Annotated in this window: 18 protein-coding genes; 5 read left to right on the top strand and 13 right to left on the bottom strand. The window is 46.8% G+C overall.

The window, feature by feature from the left end:
* Positions 1-6: 6 nt before the first annotated feature.
* The 13 genes from ACZ5PW_RS07095 to ACZ5PW_RS07035 form a co-directional block, all read right to left on the bottom strand.
* Positions 7-579, bottom strand: a complete 573-nt coding sequence (locus ACZ5PW_RS07095) for a hypothetical protein (RefSeq protein WP_464559322.1) — start codon at positions 577-579, stop codon at positions 7-9.
* Positions 580-622: 43 nt separating this feature from the next.
* Positions 623-1,702, bottom strand: a complete 1,080-nt coding sequence (locus ACZ5PW_RS07090; RefSeq protein ID WP_464559320.1) for a hypothetical protein — start codon at positions 1,700-1,702, stop codon at positions 623-625.
* A gap of 22 nt (positions 1,703-1,724) precedes the next feature.
* On the bottom strand, positions 1,725-2,930 hold the full coding sequence (locus ACZ5PW_RS07085) for a hypothetical protein (protein ID WP_464559318.1): 1,206 nt from the start codon (positions 2,928-2,930) through the stop codon (positions 1,725-1,727).
* A 342-nt stretch (positions 2,931-3,272) separates the two neighbouring features.
* The gene (recJ, locus tag ACZ5PW_RS07080; protein WP_464559316.1) at positions 3,273-5,000 is read right to left on the bottom strand and encodes a single-stranded-DNA-specific exonuclease RecJ; all 1,728 of its coding nucleotides are present in this window, start codon (positions 4,998-5,000) and stop codon (positions 3,273-3,275) included.
* Positions 5,001-5,032: 32 nt separating this feature from the next.
* A complete protein-coding gene (locus tag ACZ5PW_RS07075) occupies positions 5,033-5,956 on the bottom strand; it encodes a tetratricopeptide repeat protein (protein WP_464559314.1) in 924 nt (307 codons plus the stop codon).
* Between the two features lie 11 nt (positions 5,957-5,967).
* Entirely contained in the window at positions 5,968-6,660 is a 693-nt protein-coding gene (pyrF, locus tag ACZ5PW_RS07070) for an orotidine-5'-phosphate decarboxylase (RefSeq protein ID WP_464559312.1), read from the bottom strand.
* Between the two features lies 1 nt (position 6,661).
* Positions 6,662-7,294, bottom strand: coding sequence for a guanylate kinase (gene gmk / locus ACZ5PW_RS07065; protein ID WP_464559310.1), 633 nt, complete (start codon positions 7,292-7,294; stop codon positions 6,662-6,664).
* Positions 7,287-7,547, bottom strand: coding sequence for a DUF370 domain-containing protein (locus ACZ5PW_RS07060; protein ID WP_464559308.1), 261 nt, complete (start codon positions 7,545-7,547; stop codon positions 7,287-7,289). Before ACZ5PW_RS07060 ends, gmk begins: the two co-directional genes overlap by 8 nt.
* Before the next feature lie 14 nt (positions 7,548-7,561).
* The gene (locus ACZ5PW_RS07055; RefSeq protein WP_464559306.1) at positions 7,562-8,443 is read right to left on the bottom strand and encodes a YicC/YloC family endoribonuclease; all 882 of its coding nucleotides are present in this window, start codon (positions 8,441-8,443) and stop codon (positions 7,562-7,564) included.
* A 129-nt stretch (positions 8,444-8,572) separates the two neighbouring features.
* Positions 8,573-9,850, bottom strand: coding sequence for a tRNA (N(6)-L-threonylcarbamoyladenosine(37)-C(2))-methylthiotransferase MtaB (gene mtaB / locus ACZ5PW_RS07050; RefSeq protein WP_464559304.1), 1,278 nt, complete (start codon positions 9,848-9,850; stop codon positions 8,573-8,575).
* Between the two features lie 60 nt (positions 9,851-9,910).
* On the bottom strand, positions 9,911-11,146 hold the full coding sequence (locus ACZ5PW_RS07045; RefSeq protein WP_464559302.1) for a DEAD/DEAH box helicase: 1,236 nt from the start codon (positions 11,144-11,146) through the stop codon (positions 9,911-9,913).
* A gap of 360 nt (positions 11,147-11,506) precedes the next feature.
* A complete protein-coding gene (locus ACZ5PW_RS07040) occupies positions 11,507-12,496 on the bottom strand; it encodes an SAM-dependent methyltransferase (protein WP_464559300.1) in 990 nt (329 codons plus the stop codon).
* A 260-nt stretch (positions 12,497-12,756) separates the two neighbouring features.
* Positions 12,757-13,614: a ribonuclease H-like domain-containing protein gene (locus ACZ5PW_RS07035; protein WP_464559298.1), complete on the bottom strand. Its 858-nt coding sequence runs from the start codon at positions 13,612-13,614 to the stop codon at positions 12,757-12,759.
* Between the two features lie 233 nt (positions 13,615-13,847).
* Here ACZ5PW_RS07035 and ACZ5PW_RS07030 point away from each other — a divergent pair, with 233 nt between their 5' ends.
* The 5 genes from ACZ5PW_RS07030 to ACZ5PW_RS07010 all read left to right on the top strand — a co-directional run bounded on the left by ACZ5PW_RS07030 (position 13,848) and on the right by ACZ5PW_RS07010 (position 18,766).
* Positions 13,848-14,792 carry a PilZ domain-containing protein gene (locus ACZ5PW_RS07030; protein ID WP_464559296.1) on the top strand — a complete coding sequence of 315 codons (945 nt, stop codon included), beginning with the start codon at positions 13,848-13,850 and terminating at the stop codon, positions 14,790-14,792.
* 178 nt (positions 14,793-14,970) lie between these two features.
* Positions 14,971-15,825, top strand: coding sequence for a pirin family protein (locus ACZ5PW_RS07025; RefSeq protein ID WP_464559294.1), 855 nt, complete (start codon positions 14,971-14,973; stop codon positions 15,823-15,825).
* A gap of 4 nt (positions 15,826-15,829) precedes the next feature.
* Positions 15,830-16,456, top strand: coding sequence for a nitroreductase family protein (locus ACZ5PW_RS07020; protein ID WP_464559292.1), 627 nt, complete (start codon positions 15,830-15,832; stop codon positions 16,454-16,456).
* 250 nt (positions 16,457-16,706) lie between these two features.
* The gene (locus ACZ5PW_RS07015) at positions 16,707-17,990 is read left to right on the top strand and encodes an L-lactate MFS transporter (protein ID WP_464559290.1); all 1,284 of its coding nucleotides are present in this window, start codon (positions 16,707-16,709) and stop codon (positions 17,988-17,990) included.
* Between the two features lie 425 nt (positions 17,991-18,415).
* Positions 18,416-18,766: a hypothetical protein gene (locus ACZ5PW_RS07010; RefSeq protein WP_464559288.1), complete on the top strand. Its 351-nt coding sequence runs from the start codon at positions 18,416-18,418 to the stop codon at positions 18,764-18,766.
* The last annotated feature ends 79 nt before the right edge of the window (positions 18,767-18,845 follow it).

Here is an 18,845-nt window from a genome sequence, read left to right as displayed (position 1 = left end):
AGTCTCCTATTCTCTTTCGCGAGTGATATTTTCAAATTTTTCGAGACATTGCTGCAGAGAACGGCAGGACAGGCCAAGATCACGGACATCAAGATCATCGCGCTCATGCACAACATCTTTAAGTAAAGCAATATTTTTTCTGGCGACCACGTTCTCAGGCGACTCACCTTCCTGAGCGGGCAGGTATGTATCCAGACGAATCTGGACCACCAGCAGCAATGCTTTGATCAGGCGTTCCCGGAGTTCCACATTCTGTTCGTCCATGGAGAGCCTGAATTCCCCACGCTTTAAAAGCACTCTATCGAAAAACTTATCATTTTGTTCAACAAGCTCTTTTTGATAGGTTGTACTATTGTGAAGGTAAAAATTTTTTGAAACCTGACGCATGGATTTGGAAGACTCGATAAAACTGTCAAGCCATACTGAACGCCCTTCAACCGTAGGATCAATAAAACCGTAAGGGTCTTTATAAGGAATCTCGGATTCGCCTTTCACATTGATATCGGCCTGCTTTGCCCCCTTAAGCGCCATGCAGCCGGGCAGCAACAGGAGAATCATTATCGGGATTATTTTTTTCATTTGTTGACCTCGCAGTTGACTTAATTGATGTAATTAAACCCGACTATCTATTCTCTGTCGGTCTTAACCATCTCGAGATAGAACTGGAAAGAAGTAGCAAGAAAAGAATTGAAACCGGAAATGCTAATGGTTTTAACCAAAACCATAAAAGTTCGGTTTGGCGTTCCCACTTCATTCCAAGGAAATTCAGTATACTGTAACCTTGGTAACTGAAGGTAAAATACCGCCAGATAGAATACATAAAGACACCAGCAACAGTAAAAATACCCACTATTACCAAAAGAATACTTCTTGAACGACTTTCTCCAAAATTAAAATTATCATAATAATTATGAAATGGAGGCAAAAGAACCGAAAGTAAGATCACAATGCCAGTAAGAAGAAGAGCCAGTTCACCAACGCTATATTCAAAACTCAATGCCATTGCAGTAACCTGATCATCATTTATCAAACCATCTTCATATAGACACTCTATAAGTCCCTTACTGTTTATCGAGATACTCTTTTTCGGCAATGTAAAATGCAAATCACAACACTGATTTTCGGGAGTAAACCCTTTAAGGGCTACAATTCCATTTTCCGTAGTCAAGTCCTTACGAGAAAATGTAAAAGATTTATCGGGCTTTTTTCTATCTATAATAAAACTAGCACTTTCCCCATACTCTCTTAAAGGCAGCAGTGAAGCTAACAGTACTACTCTATTTTCCAAAACTGAATTGAAAGACAATTTAAATTCGTCAGCAAGTGATTTATTAACTTTAAAATAATTATTTTTTATTTTCGCACTGTTCTCTGTTGAACACCCTGACTTGGCCCCATCTCTATCTTTTATGTAAAATTCACCTTTGGCTTCAACTATGACCCACTGACCATTTTCATACTTTATCCGACCAGAGTCACATATGAAATCTCCTTCTGCATATGTACTTTCGGCAAAAATAGTTTCCGTTTTCTTTTCCAGAAAATCTCTGGTTTTTTTACTATTTTTATCAAAATTGATCTGAAAACCATCATACTGATGCATTTCCATACCCAGTATCGACACAACGGACACAGCACAGACAAAGGTCATTACAACCAAAGTACATAACGAAACATAGAATAACCAATTAGGGAATCTCATTTAGTGCTCCTATCAAATTACTTTAGAACTCTATTTTTAAGTCCACTTCTGTCTTAGGTTTAATACTTTGACTCTCCAGATACTCCTTTATCTGTATATTTATGGGAAATTCATTTTTGGCACTGTTCCAAGTCAACTCCTCACCAGCCCTGTACTCCCTGGGCTCCTCTCCGCTCATAATAAGCAGCCCCCAATGAGATCCATAACCGGTACCATTCCCCATAACCTCACTTACCGCGAAATTAACACTGGACTCACAATAAGTAGCGTTATAGACAAACATCCCTTTTTCGTGTCCGTAATATATGCTCCCTGTTTCAACGTGCTTGATAACTAATTCCTGACAATTATTCGCCGGAAGAGATTCAACAGCCCCCTCAGTAAGATCCGAATCTAAATTTTCTCCAGTAACAGGAGAGTCATCCGGTTTAGGAGACTGACCTCCCTCCCCATCCAAGCTCTGCTCGCTCGAAGGACTTTCACTTTCTAAGCTACCTGTAGAATTGGTAGACCTTAAACCTTCAGTTACAGCAGATTCATCCTGCTTAGGTGAACGGCCGCCCTTCCCATCCAGATCAGGCTCGATCTGATCATCTGGTAAAGGTGGTTCTACCGGATCTTTGGTGTATTCATCTTGTCCTTCATCTTCAACGCCTCCACCACTTTCGGTCTGCGGCGAAACCTTTTCACCCCCTCCAGACTTCGGAGCATTTTCAGGTTCTTTTTCCGGAGCAATGGGCTCTACTACACTGGAATTATTCACCACCATCAGATCATCAAAAACATCATACTCAGTAGTCCGTCTCTCAAAAGCAAGCGGTTCAAATTCAACCGAGCCACGGCGTGTTATAATTCCGGCGTAGTACAATGCCTCACCTTGTACCCTTCCCAGTTCATCCTTAAGTTTCCACAATTTTACGTAAGGACATAAAAAGGAATAATAGACGTAAACAGCCCCTTCCTCTCGCGCCAGATTCCTGAGCAGGGCCATATAAGTATGAACTCCCTCCAGGCCACCGCCAGACTTGCTTATCCATTTGAGAATATGAACTATATCCTCAGGTTGAACTTCATCCGCAGATACTCCCTTCGAAAGACTGAGTCCCTCGTAGGCTCGAACCTCTCCCTCACCCGCCACATTGCGAACATATTTGAATACGCAATCTACCTGACCGGTCTCGGAGGCAATTTTATTGTGAATACTTTTTGCGATTTCCCTGACAGCCATGCGGGTTCTACCGCTTGCTTCTACATAAAAAGTCAGCTTCTTGACTGGACTGCTCTGTACATGATCAGCACTCCCCAAAAGCAGGACAGATATAACCAAACACACAAAACAATAGACAGGTCTATTTTGATTATGACACACTCCAACCCTCAGCATTGACTGAAAAGACTTATAGATATGATGGTGAATACACCTTCCCCGACCAATTGAAAGATAGCTTCAAAAACCTCTTAAATTGATATCTTATATTTAGTCAACACAATATTGATATTTTAACACAATAATCTATATAAAAAGATGCACGAAGATATATCAGTAAACTGAGTAAAAAAAGAAGGGAAATTACTTCCGGGTATAATCCCGGACAGTCAGTTCTATGGTGGGTATTCCGTTGAATTTATCGATTTTGGGAGAAAAGGCGAAGCGCATTTTCGCTCCGATGAGCTCCGACCCAAGTTGGTCAGCCATACGCCATGCCTTGGCTGGCATACGCCGTTTCTTTTCCTTGTCAGCGATGGTCAGTTTGACGTGATCTTTGCCCATGGGACGACGCTCAAGCACCTCCACAGGCGGAGTGGTAAAAACAGGTTCCGGGTTGCCCATACCGAAGGGCTGCATAAGTTCAAGTTCTTTCAGCAGTACATAATCTATATTTTCAAGAGGAAGTTCCCGGTCAACTTTCAGGGTGGGCTTAAGTGGCTCGCTGCCGACCTTGTCAATCACCGCCTTATCAAACCTTTCCCTGAATTCCGGTAAATGCTCTGCCTTGAAAGACATCCCCGCAGCCAGCTTGTGTCCGCCAAAATTCATGAACAGCTCAGACATGGAGGTAAGCCCTTCGTGGATGTGAAATTCCTTTATTGAACGGGCAGACCCTTTGATCACACCGTTTTCTTCACAAAGCATCACTGTGGGCCGGTAAAATTTCTCTACCACTCTGGAAGCCACAATCCCTATTATCCCCGGATGCCAGCTTGTCGAATAAAGGACCAGCCCGGCACGTTTATCCCGCTTGATATGTTCCTCGGCCTGAGCAAGAGCCTCCTCCAGAATACGGTCTTCTTCGGCCTTGCGCTCGGCATTGAGTTCATCAAGAACTTTGGCGATAGGGCGTGCTGCCTCCATATCCTCGCACATGAGAAGCTCAAGAGCCTTACCGGGATCGCCCATCCTTCCGGACGCATTTATCCGGGGGGCAAGTCCAAATCCCACCTGCCCGGCTCCTATGGCAGCAAACATGTCATAACCGCTTACCACCTTAAGAGCGGCAAGCCCGGGACGGCGGGCATCCTTAAGCAGCAGCAACCCGTTTTTTACCAGTATACGGTTCTGTCCCTGAAGCTCAACCACATCGGCAATTGTGCCCAGAGCAACGAAATCAAGATACTGCCGCATATCAACAGCTTCCCCGGGCAGCAGCCTGTTTAGCCGGGCCATGAGCATGAAAGCTACTCCTACTCCTGCAAGGGTAGCACACGAACACTCACCAAAATCTTTGCCATTGTATTCGGTCATGCGGGGATTACATATTGCGGCGGCGGGAGGGAGTTCTTCCGCGGGCAGATGGTGGTCAGAAACCACAACGGTCATCCCCAGTTCATTGGCCGCGGCAATCTCCGCATTATTTGAGATACCGCAGTCAACAGTCAGCAGAAGCTCAATTCCGGCATCATGCAACTTTCTGATACCGTTTACATTCAGACCGTAACCTTCCTCAAGACGGTTGGGCAGATAATGCTCACACTCAATCCCCCTGTCATTGAGAAACGATTTGACCACAGCAGTTGAGGTCACTCCGTCCACATCGTAGTCTCCCCAAACCGCTATTTTCATACCCTTGGAAAGACACTCCGCAAGAACAGCTGCCGATTCTTCAAGTCCCGGTATTTCTTCAGGACGGCATAGATTGCGCAGTCCAGGTGAAAGAAATAGATCCATTTCACGGCTGGAACGAAATCCTCTGTTCCAGAGAATTTCAGCCAGCAGTTCGGTAATTCCTAATTCTTCAGCAATAGCGGGAATAGTGGCCGGCGGAGAATCTTCGCTTCTCGACTTCCATATTTTAGGCAATTGTATCTCCGTGGAGCAGTTGAAATTCAGGCTTATAAATCCAGATAAATCAATTCACCGGAAGCTTTCTTTTTGTCTTTTTCGGTACTCTCTTCCAGCTCAATATCAGGCGCGTCATCTTTGCGAACCTTACTTGTGCTTTCATTGTCTTTGCGGACTTTAACCGGTTCATCCCCTTTCAAGTATGAACCGAGAGTTTCAGAGCTGACCGCTGCTTCATCCCGGTGATTCATGAATCCGTTTATCTTGAGGAAAGACTTGAACATACCGGCTTCGTCAAATCCGGCGTTAAGGGCAATTGATTTCTTGAGATATTCAACACATCCGTCAATATCTCCTTTTTCAAAATAAGCTCTGGAAATATTGAGAAAAAGATGCTCATCATCGTCACAGAGATCCTCAGCGCGATGATAATAGGCAAGGGCATGATCATACATGCCGTTTTTACGCATACTGATGCCGAACTCATTAAAAAGATGCTTATGCTCAGGAGCATAAATCGCCTGAAGCTTTATCAGCCTTTTAAAAACATCCTTGGCACGTTCTACTTCGCCGCGGTCGAGATAAGTGAGCCCCAGACCGAAATTGGCCCGGACATTATCCTCATCCACCTCAACCGCGACGCTGAATTCATACTCGGCGCTGTAGCTTTCTTCCTTGTGACGGTGACCTTCCCCGCGTTCTATGCGGTCGCTCTGTTTACGCAGACTAGGCAAAACCCTGTAAGCGTAATATTCAGGTTCAGGCTGATAGTTTGAAAGAAACCTTTCTCTGTCAATTGTAAGCTTCGGACCTGACGGCATATCACTGCTGTTCAAAGCCTGCACTTCATAATTTCCGCCATCAAGTTCCTGAACAAACCAGTAGGATTTCTGAACGTCTTCACGCTCCGAGCTCTGCCCGGCTCCGAGCCCTGTCCGGGAAGAGAAAACCCCACGAGTCAGAGTCGCCGTCATCCGCTACTACCCTATCCTTCCATCTCGGCAACTATTCTGCGCGCCGCTTCGGCAGGATTATCCGCTCCGGTTATGGGGCGCCCCACAACCAGAAAGTTGGAGCCGCGGTCCACAGCCTGAGAAGGAGTTACAACCCTGCGCTGATCATCGGACACACTGGCCGGGCGGATGCCCGGGGTAAGAGCCAAAAAATCTTTTCCGCACTTTTCCTTGATCGCTTCCACTTCAAGACCGGAACAGACAACACCGTCAAGACCTGCCTGAGATGATGCCAGAGCCAGATCCAGCACAGCGGAACCGAGTCCTTCTGGGACAGGAAAAGGAATATCCTCTTCCCCCATACTGGTCAGAATAGTGATCGCCATGAGAAGAGGGCCAGTTCCACCGGAAGCACCTTCAACCCGTCCTTCACGCGCGGCGATTGCCATTCTTTCCCCGCCCAAGGCATGCAGGCTGAGCATATCGGCCCCGGCACGGGTTGCCGAACGCACAGCGCCTTTTACGGTATTCGGAATATCAAAAAACTTGAGATCAACAAAAACTTTGAACCCCATTTCCTTGAAGCGAGTTATAATTTCCGGCCCTTCAGCACAGAACAGCTCAAGGCCGACTTTCACCCACGGAGCAACACCGCGTACTTTTTCCGCCATTTCAATCGCGCTTTTGGCATCTTTGAAATCAAGGGCTACAACTAATTCAGACATATTACTCCCAGGTGCTTAAAATACTTTCGAGAAGTCCCGGATTACTGCAGGGACGATTTTTACCGGCAAGATAGATACATTTGAGCTCGCTGTAGGCCTGATCCAGATCATCGTTGACGATCCAGTATTCAAATTTAGGAGCGGAAGCCATTTCCTTCATCGCGTTGCTCACCCTGCGGTTGATTACCGATTCAGTATCTGTGTTGCGACTTTCAAGTCTGGTTCTGAGTTCTCCGTAAGAAGGTGGCATCAGAAATACGAAGATGCCATCCGGCATGGTTTCCATGAGCTGCATGCACCCCTGAAAATCGATATCGAAGAGGATATCCATCCCTTTGAAAAGCATCTTTTCCACGGGTTTTTTAGGGGTTCCGTAAAAATTGCCGTGAACCTCGGCCCACTCGGCGAACTCTTCATTTTCAAGCTTTTCGTTAAACTCATCCACGCTGAGGAAAAAATAATCCCTGCCATCCTCCTCCCCTTCACGGGGAGCACGGGTGGTGCAGGAAATTGAAAAGCCGATCTGCGGAAACTCTTCACGCAGCTTTTTGACCAATGTACTTTTACCTGTTCCGGAAGGGGCACAGAGAACAAGCACCTGCCCCTTTCTTTCGGGTCTTTTGATATCAGTCATTTTCACCCTCTTCGGAGACATAACGATGCCCGATTGTTTCGGCCTGAATAGCCGAAAGAATCACATGGTTTGAATCGGTGACAATAATTGAGCGGGTTTTACGGCCCTGAGTGGCATCCACCAGCCGTCCTTCCTGCCTCGCGTCTTCACGGAGTCTGCGCATGGGGGACGAAGAAGGATTGACGATGGTTATCACCCTGCTGGAAACCACAAAATTACCAAATCCTATATTAAGTAAAGTTTGTTTCTGCATCAGGATTGAAACCGCTATTCGATGTTTTGAACCTGCTCACGGCATTTCTCAAGTTCCGCCTTGAATTCCACAACGATCCTGCTGACCTCGGAATCCTGACACTTGTTACCGCAGGTATTAATTTCCCTGAAGGTTTCCTGCAGCAGAAAATCAAGACGCTTACCCGCATCCTTGCTTCCGCGCAGCACTTCGAAAATTCTCTCAAGATGGGCATCAAGTCTGGTAATTTCCTCGGAAACGTCCAGCTTGTCAGTAAGTATGGCTACTTCCTGCACCATCCGGTCTTCAATGTATTCAGCACCGAGAGTTTCCATGCTGTTGGTGACCCTTTCGATAAGCCCACTGCGCTTGGATTCAAGTATTTCGGGAATCTTAACCTTGATCTGTTCAGTGTAGCCTTTGAGCAGAGTAAACCTCTCTTCAAGATCACGTACTAGATCAGCACCCTCATCATTTCGGGAATCACGCCAGTTTGCGAGAGCTTTCTCAAGCCCTTCGGTAATGGACGCGGCCATCTCGGGATCAGGCTCGCTGGATGCGTCACGCCAAAGGGAAGAAAGGCCGAACAATCTGTTAAAGTCAGGAGTGAAAGCAACCTTCTCTTCAGAAGCCATTTCCTTGAGCTGATCAATCATGGCCTTGGCCTGCAGCTTGTTGAGGCTTACCCCAAGAAGCTCAGTGCTGAAGACTTCAAGATTGAGGGAAAGATCCACCCTGCCCCGGGACCCGTACTTACGGACCAGCTTCTCCCAGCGGTTTTCGTAACCGCGCAGGGAGTTGGGCAGACGCCATTTGAGATCCAGAAAACGGGAATTAACGCTGCGGATTTCCCATACATGGCTCCATTTATCTTCAGTGGTTTCGGCTCTGCCGAATCCGGTCATGCTGACTGGCATTTATATTTTCTCCTTAATGGTTATATCCGTAAGCCTCCGAAGACCTTTCAGGCCTTTTTAAAGGGAGGTGAAAGTACAAAAAAACTATTATCACTAAATCTCCACCCCCCTGCGGGGAGCCGGAGCCTTTTATTTAACTTTAACTATCAGTTTGTCTTCATCAATCCTAACCGGGATCACTTCCACCAGTTCACGGGGAATCTCTCCGGTAAAAGGTTCTTCAAGTTCACACGTGGAATAAAACTCACAGATTCCTTTCTTTCTGTTCTGAAATAATACCTTCAGAGATTCCTTTTCAGATATTATTTTCAAAAATTCATGCTTCTTACTTTCCACCAGTTCACGCAGAATTCTTCCGCGTTCCTTCTTGGTTGCGCCGTCAAGCTGGCCTTTCATTTCTGCAGCAGCCGTACCGGGTCTGATAGAATACGGGAAAACGTGCGCATAAGAAAGAGGCAGTTTACCGCAAAAATCAAGAGTATTATGAAACTCCTCTTCAGTTTCTCCTGGAAAACCGGTCAGTATATCCGCTCCCAACCCGAAAACAGGCCAGACGTCTTGCAGCTTATTCAGGAACGACAGGACATCTTCCGGCTTGTAGTGTCCTCTTCCCATGCGCTTAAGAACAGCACGGTCTCCGCTCTGCAACGACAGATGCAGTTGAGGACAGATGAGTCTGGAGCCGGAAAAAATCTGCAAAGCCCGGTCGTCCAGTTGTCCCGGTTCAAGTGAGCTTATGCGGAACCTAGCCCTCCCAGCCCATTCATGGGCGAAATTTTCTTCGATAAGTTCCATAAGATCCCAGAAATCAATCCGGTTTTCAAAGTCCCGTCCGTAGTGGCTCAGGTTGATTCCGCTAACTACCATTTCGCGGAATCCGGCATCCAGTAAGCGCTTTATTTCTTGTATGATATCATCAGCATCCCTGCTTACACTTGGCCCCCGGGTAATGGGAACAATACAGTAAGTACAGCGATGCGAACAACCGTCCTGCACCTTAACCACTGCTCTTGAACGCTGGTAATCCTTTATTTCAAATGGCTGAAAAACAGCTTTCTTTTCGGCATTATTCTGCCTGTCTTTAAGCTGGAGCAGTTCTGATTTGCGTTCCTGCGGGATAACTTCAGAAACCCCGGGAAGTTCGGAAAGTTCTTCGGCAAACACCTGTGCGGCGCATCCGGTTATTATGATCCGGGCAGATGGATTGCGGCGGTTGATCCCTCTTACGGTCTGCCTGAGGTCGCGCAAAGCGGATGCAGTAACAGCGCAGGAGTTAATCACAACGTCATGGGCCTCGGCATCATTCTCAGCCTGCTCATAACCCATCTGCAGCCACCGCTGGCGGATGGATTCACTTTCATACTGATTAATCTTGCACCCGAGGGTGGTAAGCCAGAATTTATTCATTATATCTTATCCATTATTTCTAATTAATAACAGGGACCTTTGCGGGTTGAATATCAGCTATTAACTTTCACTGCGGGACTTTCTTTGCCGGCCCCCCTGATTCTGCCCGCCGGGCTTTACAGTTTTCGGGGGGGTCTTTTGTTTCGCTACAGGGAAATCATTTTGGGGAGCATTATAATCGAATCTGTCAAGATAGTGTACGGGCAGACTGTAGCCAAGGGCAGACTCGATTTCCAGCAGTTTACTCTGCTCCTCCGGACCGCTGAACAGAAAAGCGGTCCCGTCCCGGTCAGCTCTTCCGGTTCGTCCTATGCGGTGGATATATATTTCTACGGTATCCGGCATGTCGTAGTTGATCACATGGGTAATATCACTGCAATCAATTCCCCGTGCCGCCAGATCCGTCGCTACCAGTATTTCAAATTCTCCGTTCTTAAACCCGTCAAGAGCCTTCTGCCGTTTACTCTGCGACAGATCACCGTGGAGGTCGGCAGCCTTGAAACCGGACTTGGCAAGCCGCAGGGCAAGTCTTCTCGCCCAACGCTTGGTGCGCACAAAAACGAGAACTCGCTTGTAGGTCAAAACCTTCAGTAATGATTTCAAAAAATTCTGTTTGAGATGCAAAGGTACTGGGCAGACCATGTGATTAACAGAGTCAGCGGCAACAGCATAGTCAACTTTGACTATTTCGGGGTCATCAAGAATCTGCCCGGCCAGTTCAGCAACAGGTTCAGGCATGGTTGCGGAAAACATCAGATTCTGACGTTCTTCGGGAAGCTGTTCCAGAATTTTTTTCACATCGGGCATAAAACCCATGTCCAGCATCCGGTCAGCCTCATCAAGAATCAGAGTTTCAACTTCGGAAAGATCAATTTCCCCCCGGCCTATCAAATCCAGCAAACGCCCCGGGCAGGCTGTTACCACGGTGACTTTCTTTACTTCCCTGATTTGCTTGGCTATCCCCACGCCGCCGAAAACCGCAGCACAACGGATTCCGGTCTGCTGCCCCAGAGTGAAAAAAGCTTCATGAATCTGAAGGCACAGTTCACGGGTGGGAGCTAGAACAAGGCCCCGGATAGGCCCGCGTTTTCCGGCATCCTTCTGTAACAGCCGCTCCAGTACGGGAAGAGCAAAAGCGGCAGTTTTACCGGTTCCGGTCTGGGCTAGTCCGATAACGTCCCGGCCATCAAGCACAGCGGGAATAACACGCCCCTGAACTGGCGTGGCATTTCGGTACCCCGCAGCACGAATACCTGACACAAGGCGCATGTCTAATCCGAAACTTTCAAAACTCAATTATCAGCTCCATGAAATGTAATAAGATATTCCAGAATTATATATTAAAATGTAAAAATCGTTCCATAAAAAAAACGCGCCCTTTCGGGGCGCGTCACTGCTGATAAAGTATCATCTGTGTCATAATGAGAACTGCCGGCAATCCAGCGAGCATTCAAAATCCTACACCAATGGCGCGTTTCGAATAGACCATGAAAAAACGTATATCTAACTACGCATAGTTCCGGTCTTTTTATTACGCCCGACATCCGGCACTCTCTCGCCAGACAGATGTTTTTGACTTTTTCATCAAGCTCGCGCGCCCATGCGGAGCGCGCGGACTATGATATATTTATGATAGCCTGTAAAGTCCTGCAGCCGCTACCACCTTCGCGGCAGCCTTCTCTGTGCCCATTCACTTAAATAGGGCAGCAGCTCTTCTCCAAGCTTGTGCAGCGGGACTATATTGCCTTCAATAATGATTCCCTGCGGAAACAGATTCATATCATGGTATTCTTTGGGCCCCTGAAAAGCGGTGTTCTTGGCCAGCAGAACCGAAACATTCAGTTCCTTGCAGAAGGCTATCAACCCTTCAGGAAAAAAAGCTGCATCTCTGATATTTTTACCGAGAGTCCTGAACAGAGTTTTGCATATGGATACAAAATGTTCCCTGCGCAGAGGCTGATGCATAGCCGCCACCGTCTCGTTTGACACAAAGGTTACGACCTTATCAAGCAAGGGTTCATAATTACGGGCATCCCGGGCATCTCCTAGAATTACCTCCGCAATATCAAGCTCCTTAAAAATCTTGTAACTCTGCAAACCGACCATTTTGTCGTACTCTATTCCATAAAGAACTATCTTCTCGAATCCGTTCCTGCGGGCATGAATGTGCTGGGCCAGAAGCAGTATTCCGGTTCCGGTTCCGATATCAAGGCCAACATACTCATCCTGTTCGAGAAGCTTGGGCGAAATATTCTGGGTGATAATTGATCTGATTATGTGACTGGTCTTGGTCACATCGGCAAGCATACGCAGAGAGAAAGACCACTGCCGCAGGTAGTTCATAAGCTCAATGTCATCATCCGGCTCATTCAGGCTGCGGTGACGGCTGAACATTTCACAAAGACGGCTCACATTTTCCAGAGAAACCGGCTCGTGAAAACCACCCTTGTTGACATAGCAGTAGAAAAACTTAAGCACCAAGCCCATAATCATGGTGTCCGTAATTTTGACGTCAGGGTCACTGAGCAAGTCCACTTCGTCCATAAGCGGACGGTCATTATAATTGGACGGATCAATGACCATATCGTCTAGAGAGATGAAAGGATGGTAGACCTTGCCAGCTTCCATTGCGCTCTGTTCCTGCATTTGTGCTTCTCCTTGTCGTGCATCAATATATTAATCCTTGAAGGCATGCTTTACCTACTTCACAGCAAATGCACAGACTGTTCCCTTTTCAAAAGAACAGGCACACAAATAAGTTAAAAATAGATCTTAATCCAACAAAACACTGTAATAAAAGAATAAAAACACACGATTCAGAACAAAAAAGAAGGCCGTTTTTTCTTAAAAAACGGCCTTAGCAGGCAATTAATGCCCGTTATCAAAAATAATGGGGACTTAAATAATCAGAATTTACCGAATGATCCTCCGCCCATATACTTGCTCAATATAGCATCGACCACTTCTCTGTGGGCTTTGAAGGGGTTTTCCGGCTCGGGCTTTTCGGCAATGGGGACCAGGTCATGCTGGGGAAAACGTTCAATATGCAGATTATATCCGCGAATCATAAGATTTTCGAGATTCACACTATCCAGCACGTTATAAGCGAGCAGAGTCTCCAGAGCCCGCTCATCACCATGCATTTCATATTCATTCCAGAGAAGAACCGCGAAATAACCGTCAAGACCTTCCGCATCACCACGGTCCATTCCGAAATAGCGTTCGATCCCTTTGAGTCCTCCGGTTATTCCCAGAGACCGGAAAACGAAACGCAGGTCAATATGGGCAGCCTCAACTTTAAACCCGAAATATTTCTCAATAAAAGGAACATCAAAGCATTTGCCGTTGAAACTTACTATGAGCGGATAACGCGTGATCTCTTCTTCGAAATCATAAAGGTTTTTACCCTGCACATAAGTTTTCACTTCCCGCCCGTTCCAGAGGGCTATTGTGGTGATATCGCAGCAATGGGCATCTGTGCCGGTGGTTTCAATGTCTATATAAGCAACTTCATCTCGAAAATGAGAATAAAGCCTCCACTGGTCGGAAGCGGGCAGACGGTCCGCAAACCAGCAGGCATCATATTCTTCCAATTTTTTGAGGGATTCTCCACATCCTTTTTCCAATTCACTTATTTTAGCATCGGAAAGAGGAATGGAACCGCCTTTGATCACATCACTCCACTGATTGACCCCGGACTGCCAGATTTTGGCTTCGGTGGTCGCGCCTATTCCTTTGAGATGGCAAAATGTTCTTTCGAGCATCAAAAAAGCCCTGTATTAAGTTCCGGTTTTAAAAATCTATCCGGCTTTCACCGGTTCAGGCACTGTCATTGTCACTAAAACAATTACCGCCCGCTGTGGAGGTGATTATCTATAATGGCATCGATAGTCCAGCTTTAACGCAACATTGACATTATCTCCATGCAAACATAGAAAAAAGGATGATGGTATTCTTTTTTCAGCATTACCTTACAATTTTTACAGGAAAATAGACAATGGAGAATTTCGATCTCTCGCAGCTGCAGAATCTATTAAAAAACGAAATCATGGTTCCGGTACAAAAATATTTCTCAACCTTTCCGCCGGAAACAATGCCTCTGATTCTCGCTGCTGCGGGCTGTACCGGCCTTCTGGCCGCGATTTTCGCCTACCTGATCCTGCGTCCTTCTTCCGCAAAAAAGAATACATCTCTGGAAAAACCTGAAGATTTCAGCACTTTTTTTCAAAAAAGCGGGACCATAATGGACCTTGCCATTGATGAGAATTACGAAAAGGTTATCGGCAGAGCTGTTGTCACTAAAATCAGGGAAAATGGACTTCAGCTTGAGATCATAGAAGATCTCGGGATTTCGAGTATATCCGGCAAGCCGGAAGTAACCCTTCTTTTTCCTCCGGAACGCTTCGGAAAATCCAAAGTCAACTCCTTCAACTCCAGAATTCAGACCCTTGACTGCAACAGCGATGGCTGCGGTAGGATGGTGCTGAGCCAACCTGAAAAATTTTCACTGGTCAAAAGACGCCGCCACAAACGCAAAAGAGTTGTGGACCAGCAGTTCATCAGGGTCAAGATATGGCGGGGTAAACCGGAAAGCGATGAAACATCCTTTGCAGATGCCGCTCCCGCTCTGGCCGTCAATTCATATGACCCCCGCTCCTCCGGGCATGAAGAGAACCAGGTTATAAACATTTCGAATGGGGGAATAGGTGTAAGTGCCCATCAGGAACTGGTGGATAAAAAAATGGACATTAATGACGATGTACTGATCAACATCTTCATGTTCAATTTCAGGCAGAAAATTTTCAAGCCGTACTGGTATGCCGGAAGAATACGCTCAATAGAGGAATTTGATGGAACATCCTACCGCATCGGCGTTCAGTTCACCATGAGTGGGCAGATACGTGATGAAAATGAGCAATATATAGACTGGTCTAACATATAAAAAGACAATAAAAACAGGCATATGAAGACAATTTATTAAACACCTTCCGGCTTCCACCTGCAGTTCTGATCAAATTTTAATACATTCCCGCTTGCAAATAAATCTCTTGCTGATAGCATGGGCAGTACCTATTACCCGCCCCGTTATAAGTTCAAACTACAGTAGCAGGAGATTATTCATGAGAAGAGAGATCAAACAGATATTCTACGGAGAACCAATAAGTGAAGGAGCAGGAGTCAAGCTGCACCGAGCTTTCGGATATTTCGAAGCTTCACTTTTCGATCCCTTTCTTATGCTTGACGACTTCCGGTCGGACAATCCCGAAGACTACCTCAAAGGCTTTCCCTGGCATCCCCATCGTGGAATTGAGACCATAACATACCTTCTGAAGGGAGATGTTGAACATGGCGACAGCCTTGGAAACAAAGCCGTCACCCACGCGGGAAGCGTACAATGGATGACCGCGGGAAGCGGAATCGTGCACCAGGAAATGCCCAAAGGAGACCGGGAAGGCTCCATGCACGGCTTTCAGCTCTGGGCAAATCTCTCAGCCGCAGACAAAATGACCGCCCCCGAATACAGGGAAATACCGGAATCAGACATCCCCGTTATTGAACGCAAAGACGGAACAAGCATCAAAATCATTGCCGGAGAAATTGACGGAGTCAAAGGTCCGGCCCATGGGATCGGAATAGATCCACAGTACATGGACATAACCATCCCCCCCGGACTTGAATATGTCCATTCCACCCCAGAAGGTTATACCGCTTTCATTTATATTACAGGCGGGCAGGGCTCGGTGAACGGTTCCCCGGTCGAGAACCGCTCTCTTGTACTTTTTGAAGACGGGGACGAACTGGCAGTTGCAGCTGACAGTACTCCCTTGAGTTTTCTGCTTCTTACTGGAAAGCCACATAACGAACCGATTTTCTGGCGGGGTCCCATAGTAATGCACACCGCCGAAGAGCTTGAAAAAGCCTTTCAGGAATATGAAGATGGAACCTTTATCAAACACCCAAAGCCAAGAGGATAAGACTATGGATTTCCCAGAAATTTTGAAAAAAAGAAGAGCTGTAAATTTCTTTGACCCCAATAAGGATGTTGATGAATCATTGTTGGAAAATGTCATTGAACAAGCCGCATGCGCACCTTCCAGCTACAACCTGCAGCCATGGAAACTCAAAGTTCTCCGTGATCCTGATCAAAAGGCGGCTTTGCGCAAACTGGCCTTTGATCAGCCTAAAATAACAGAAGCCCCGGTTGTGCTTATTCTCCTTGCCGACCGCGAAGGATGGAAGATAGACAACCCCACTGTTGGAAATGTTTTCTCGGACTTTGTGAAGTCCGGCAAAATGCTCGAAGACCAGCGGGAATGGTTCAGCGGCGTAACTCAGGGCCTTTACGGCAGAGACATGGAAGCCTCCCAGGCTTTCGCCTGCAAGAATGCCGGACTTTTTGCAATGTCTATAATGTATGCAGCAACAGCCAACGGCCTCGAAACACATCCTATGGATGGATTCGACCATGACGCAGTACGTAAGGAATTCAACATCCCGGATAATTTCTGGATCCCCATGCTCATTGCCGTTGGATACCTTAACCCCGGAACCGTTGTACCTCCAAAAGCCTGGCGTCAATCTTTAAAGGATATGATTATCGATTAAGGCTCTGGTGAGCGGTACCATTTACCAGACAGACGGTATACAGGCCGGGTCGTTTATCGACCCGGCCTTTTTATTTACCCGTTCACCGAAAATGAGATGCAGCACTCACTCACGAACGATTATAAAAACAAAAGCAGTAGAACCTGCCGCAGGGGCGGGAGCAGAAAAAGGATTTGCAAAACAAATAGGAAAAAAGCTGAATAAGGCTATAATATTTATAGCCATAAATTTATTACCATCGGGGGAAGAGATGAGTGAGAAAAGAGTAATGAACAGATGGCTTGCAGTTCTGGGAGCTGTACTTATGCAGCTTGCCCTGGGAGCAATATATGCGTGGTCAGTATTCACACCTTCGCTTACCCAGGCCGGATGGACAAAATTCCAGACCCAGGTGGTTTTTTCGATCGGGCTGGTCACCTTCGCGGTTTCAATGGTCTGGGCAGGTAAAAAACTTGCTCAATGGGGGCCCATGAAGCTTTCCTTCATGAGTGCAATTGTACTGGGTGGGGGATACGCCCTCGCGGGACTCGTAGGGGGGACAAGCTTTCCGGCTCTTTGTCTTTTCATCGGGCTCATCGGCGGAGCGGGCATAGGACTCGGATACGTTGTCCCGATCGCGGTGGGTATGAGATGGTTTCCTGACAAAAAAGGATTCATCACCGGACTTGCTGTTGCCGGATTCGGCTTCGGAGCCATGGCATGGGTCAAACTTGCGGGAGCATGGGGGAACCTCATCGGCAGCATAGGACTTTCCGGAACTTTTTCTCTTTACGGTCTTTTGTTCTGCCTGATGATTGCCATAGGTGCTATTTGGATGCGCTTTCCGCCTGAAGGATGGGTTCCGGAGGGTTATCATCCTGAGACCAATGCCGCGGCCGCGGAAGAAGCCAATGAAGAAAATTTCAGTATTGCGGAAGTGCTTCGCACCCCTCAGTTTTATCTGATTTTTGCCACTTTTGCCTTCAGCGCAGCGGCAGGACTTATGTCCATTGGACTGATGAAACTTTACCCGATGGAAGCCCTGCAGGGTTCAGGGTACTCAATGGCGGAATCAAGTGCTATCGCCGGGACCGCCATGGCAGTTTTCTTCAGCCTTGCCAACGGATTGGGCAGAATCATCTGGGGAACTGCCAGCGACAAACTGGGCAGAAAAAAATCAATTCTTCTCATGACATCAATACAGGGTATAACTCTGTTCCTGTTCACCATGATGGCCGGGAACCAGTTTCTGCTGTATCTGGGAGCAACTATCATAGGCTTCAACTTCGGCGGAAACTTTGCCCTGTTCCCCACAATAACCGCTGATACATTCGGTACTAAAAACGTAGGCCAGAATTATCCCTATATATTTCTTTCCTACGGTGTGGGCGGCCTCGGCGGCCCAATGCTTGGAGGTCAGCTTGGCGATATGGGCAACTTTCCTTTGGCTTTCTTCATCTGCGGTGTGAGCTGTCTCATGGGAGCCATAGCAATCTTTATGCTCAGAAAGCCGCACCGCTCTCCGGGTATTGATCCCGAACCGGCCGGCAACTAGATCAAGATATCAATTATCCCCGCGAAAGGCTTATCCCTTCGCTAAAGCACAAGAACTCCCTGCTAAAATAACGGGGAGTTCTTGAATTTTAAAATCTCAGGCAAACCAGAATTTAAACCATCCAGTCAAATGACAGATTTCGGAAACAGGAAAGTCACCGGAACACATATAACCACACCAATCAGGTTAGCTTTTTGCAATGATATAGACCAAAACTATATCAAGATCTGCCTCCCCCGCTACGGTAGCGAGGAGTATTATTTTGCGCCAATCTGAGTTACATGATTCATGAGCCTTGACACCCCGCCAAGCAGGAACTAACTTTTTGAAGTTGGACCAGATGAGACTACTTAAGCCGGAACAGATTTTTCAAACTCTTCCGGTTTATTTTATTATATTGAACCAAGACTCCAAGGAGATTCAAAATGGCTCTTGATGTACAGCTTTTCAAACTTATCAACGGCGACATGGTAATCGGCAAGTGGGATGAAGAGAACGATAAGATCAAAGATCCCGCAGTGCTGCAGACCGTCCCCTCACAGCAGGGAGTGCAGATGATGATCCTGCCTTTCGGCTACCCTTTTGATAACGAAATCGAAGGTGAAATCGAAGGCCGTCACATCATATACAAGTACAAGAACTGTCCCGAAGATGTCTCCACAAAATATCTTGAAGCATCCAGCAACCTCACCCTCTCCACCGGCGGCCTTGGCGGTCTCGGCGGCGGTATGGGTGGCGGCAATGTTTCCGATATTTCCGAACTGCTGAAAAAATAACACGGGCTTCTGACATTTGTAAAAATTGATTTCCCTCCGGCGGGCAAGGCTTTTTTCTTGAAAGCCCCATCCTGCACCG

Source organism: Maridesulfovibrio salinus, from assembly GCF_055394525.1.
Note: the sequence above shows the minus strand (reverse complement) of the source record. Positions and strands in the feature narration are given on the sequence as shown.

Bases quoted from the DNA above. Each gene is read 5' to 3' on its own strand.
- ACZ5PW_RS07095 (WP_464559322.1), bottom strand. From the start codon at position 579: ATGAAAAAAATAATCCCGATAATGATTCTCCTGTTGCTGCCCGGCTGC.
- ACZ5PW_RS07090 (WP_464559320.1), bottom strand. From the start codon at position 1,702: ATGAGATTCCCTAATTGGTTATTCTATGTTTCGTTATGTACTTTGGTT.
- ACZ5PW_RS07085 (WP_464559318.1), bottom strand. From the start codon at position 2,930: ATGGCTGTCAGGGAAATCGCAAAAAGTATTCACAATAAAATTGCCTCC.
- ACZ5PW_RS07075 (WP_464559314.1), bottom strand. From the start codon at position 5,956: ATGACGGCGACTCTGACTCGTGGGGTTTTCTCTTCCCGGACAGGGCTC.
- pyrF (WP_464559312.1), bottom strand. From the start codon at position 6,660: ATGTCTGAATTAGTTGTAGCCCTTGATTTCAAAGATGCCAAAAGCGCG.
- gmk (WP_464559310.1), bottom strand. From the start codon at position 7,294: ATGACTGATATCAAAAGACCCGAAAGAAAGGGGCAGGTGCTTGTTCTC.
- ACZ5PW_RS07060 (WP_464559308.1), bottom strand. From the start codon at position 7,547: ATGCAGAAACAAACTTTACTTAATATAGGATTTGGTAATTTTGTGGTT.
- ACZ5PW_RS07055 (WP_464559306.1), bottom strand. From the start codon at position 8,443: ATGCCAGTCAGCATGACCGGATTCGGCAGAGCCGAAACCACTGAAGAT.
- mtaB (WP_464559304.1), bottom strand. From the start codon at position 9,850: ATGAATAAATTCTGGCTTACCACCCTCGGGTGCAAGATTAATCAGTAT.
- ACZ5PW_RS07040 (WP_464559300.1), bottom strand. From the start codon at position 12,496: ATGCAGGAACAGAGCGCAATGGAAGCTGGCAAGGTCTACCATCCTTTC.
- ACZ5PW_RS07035 (WP_464559298.1), bottom strand. From the start codon at position 13,614: ATGCTCGAAAGAACATTTTGCCATCTCAAAGGAATAGGCGCGACCACC.
- ACZ5PW_RS07030 (WP_464559296.1), top strand. From the start codon at position 13,848: ATGGAGAATTTCGATCTCTCGCAGCTGCAGAATCTATTAAAAAACGAA.
- ACZ5PW_RS07025 (WP_464559294.1), top strand. From the start codon at position 14,971: ATGAGAAGAGAGATCAAACAGATATTCTACGGAGAACCAATAAGTGAA.
- ACZ5PW_RS07020 (WP_464559292.1), top strand. From the start codon at position 15,830: ATGGATTTCCCAGAAATTTTGAAAAAAAGAAGAGCTGTAAATTTCTTT.
- ACZ5PW_RS07015 (WP_464559290.1), top strand. From the start codon at position 16,707: ATGAGTGAGAAAAGAGTAATGAACAGATGGCTTGCAGTTCTGGGAGCT.
- ACZ5PW_RS07010 (WP_464559288.1), top strand. From the start codon at position 18,416: ATGGCTCTTGATGTACAGCTTTTCAAACTTATCAACGGCGACATGGTA.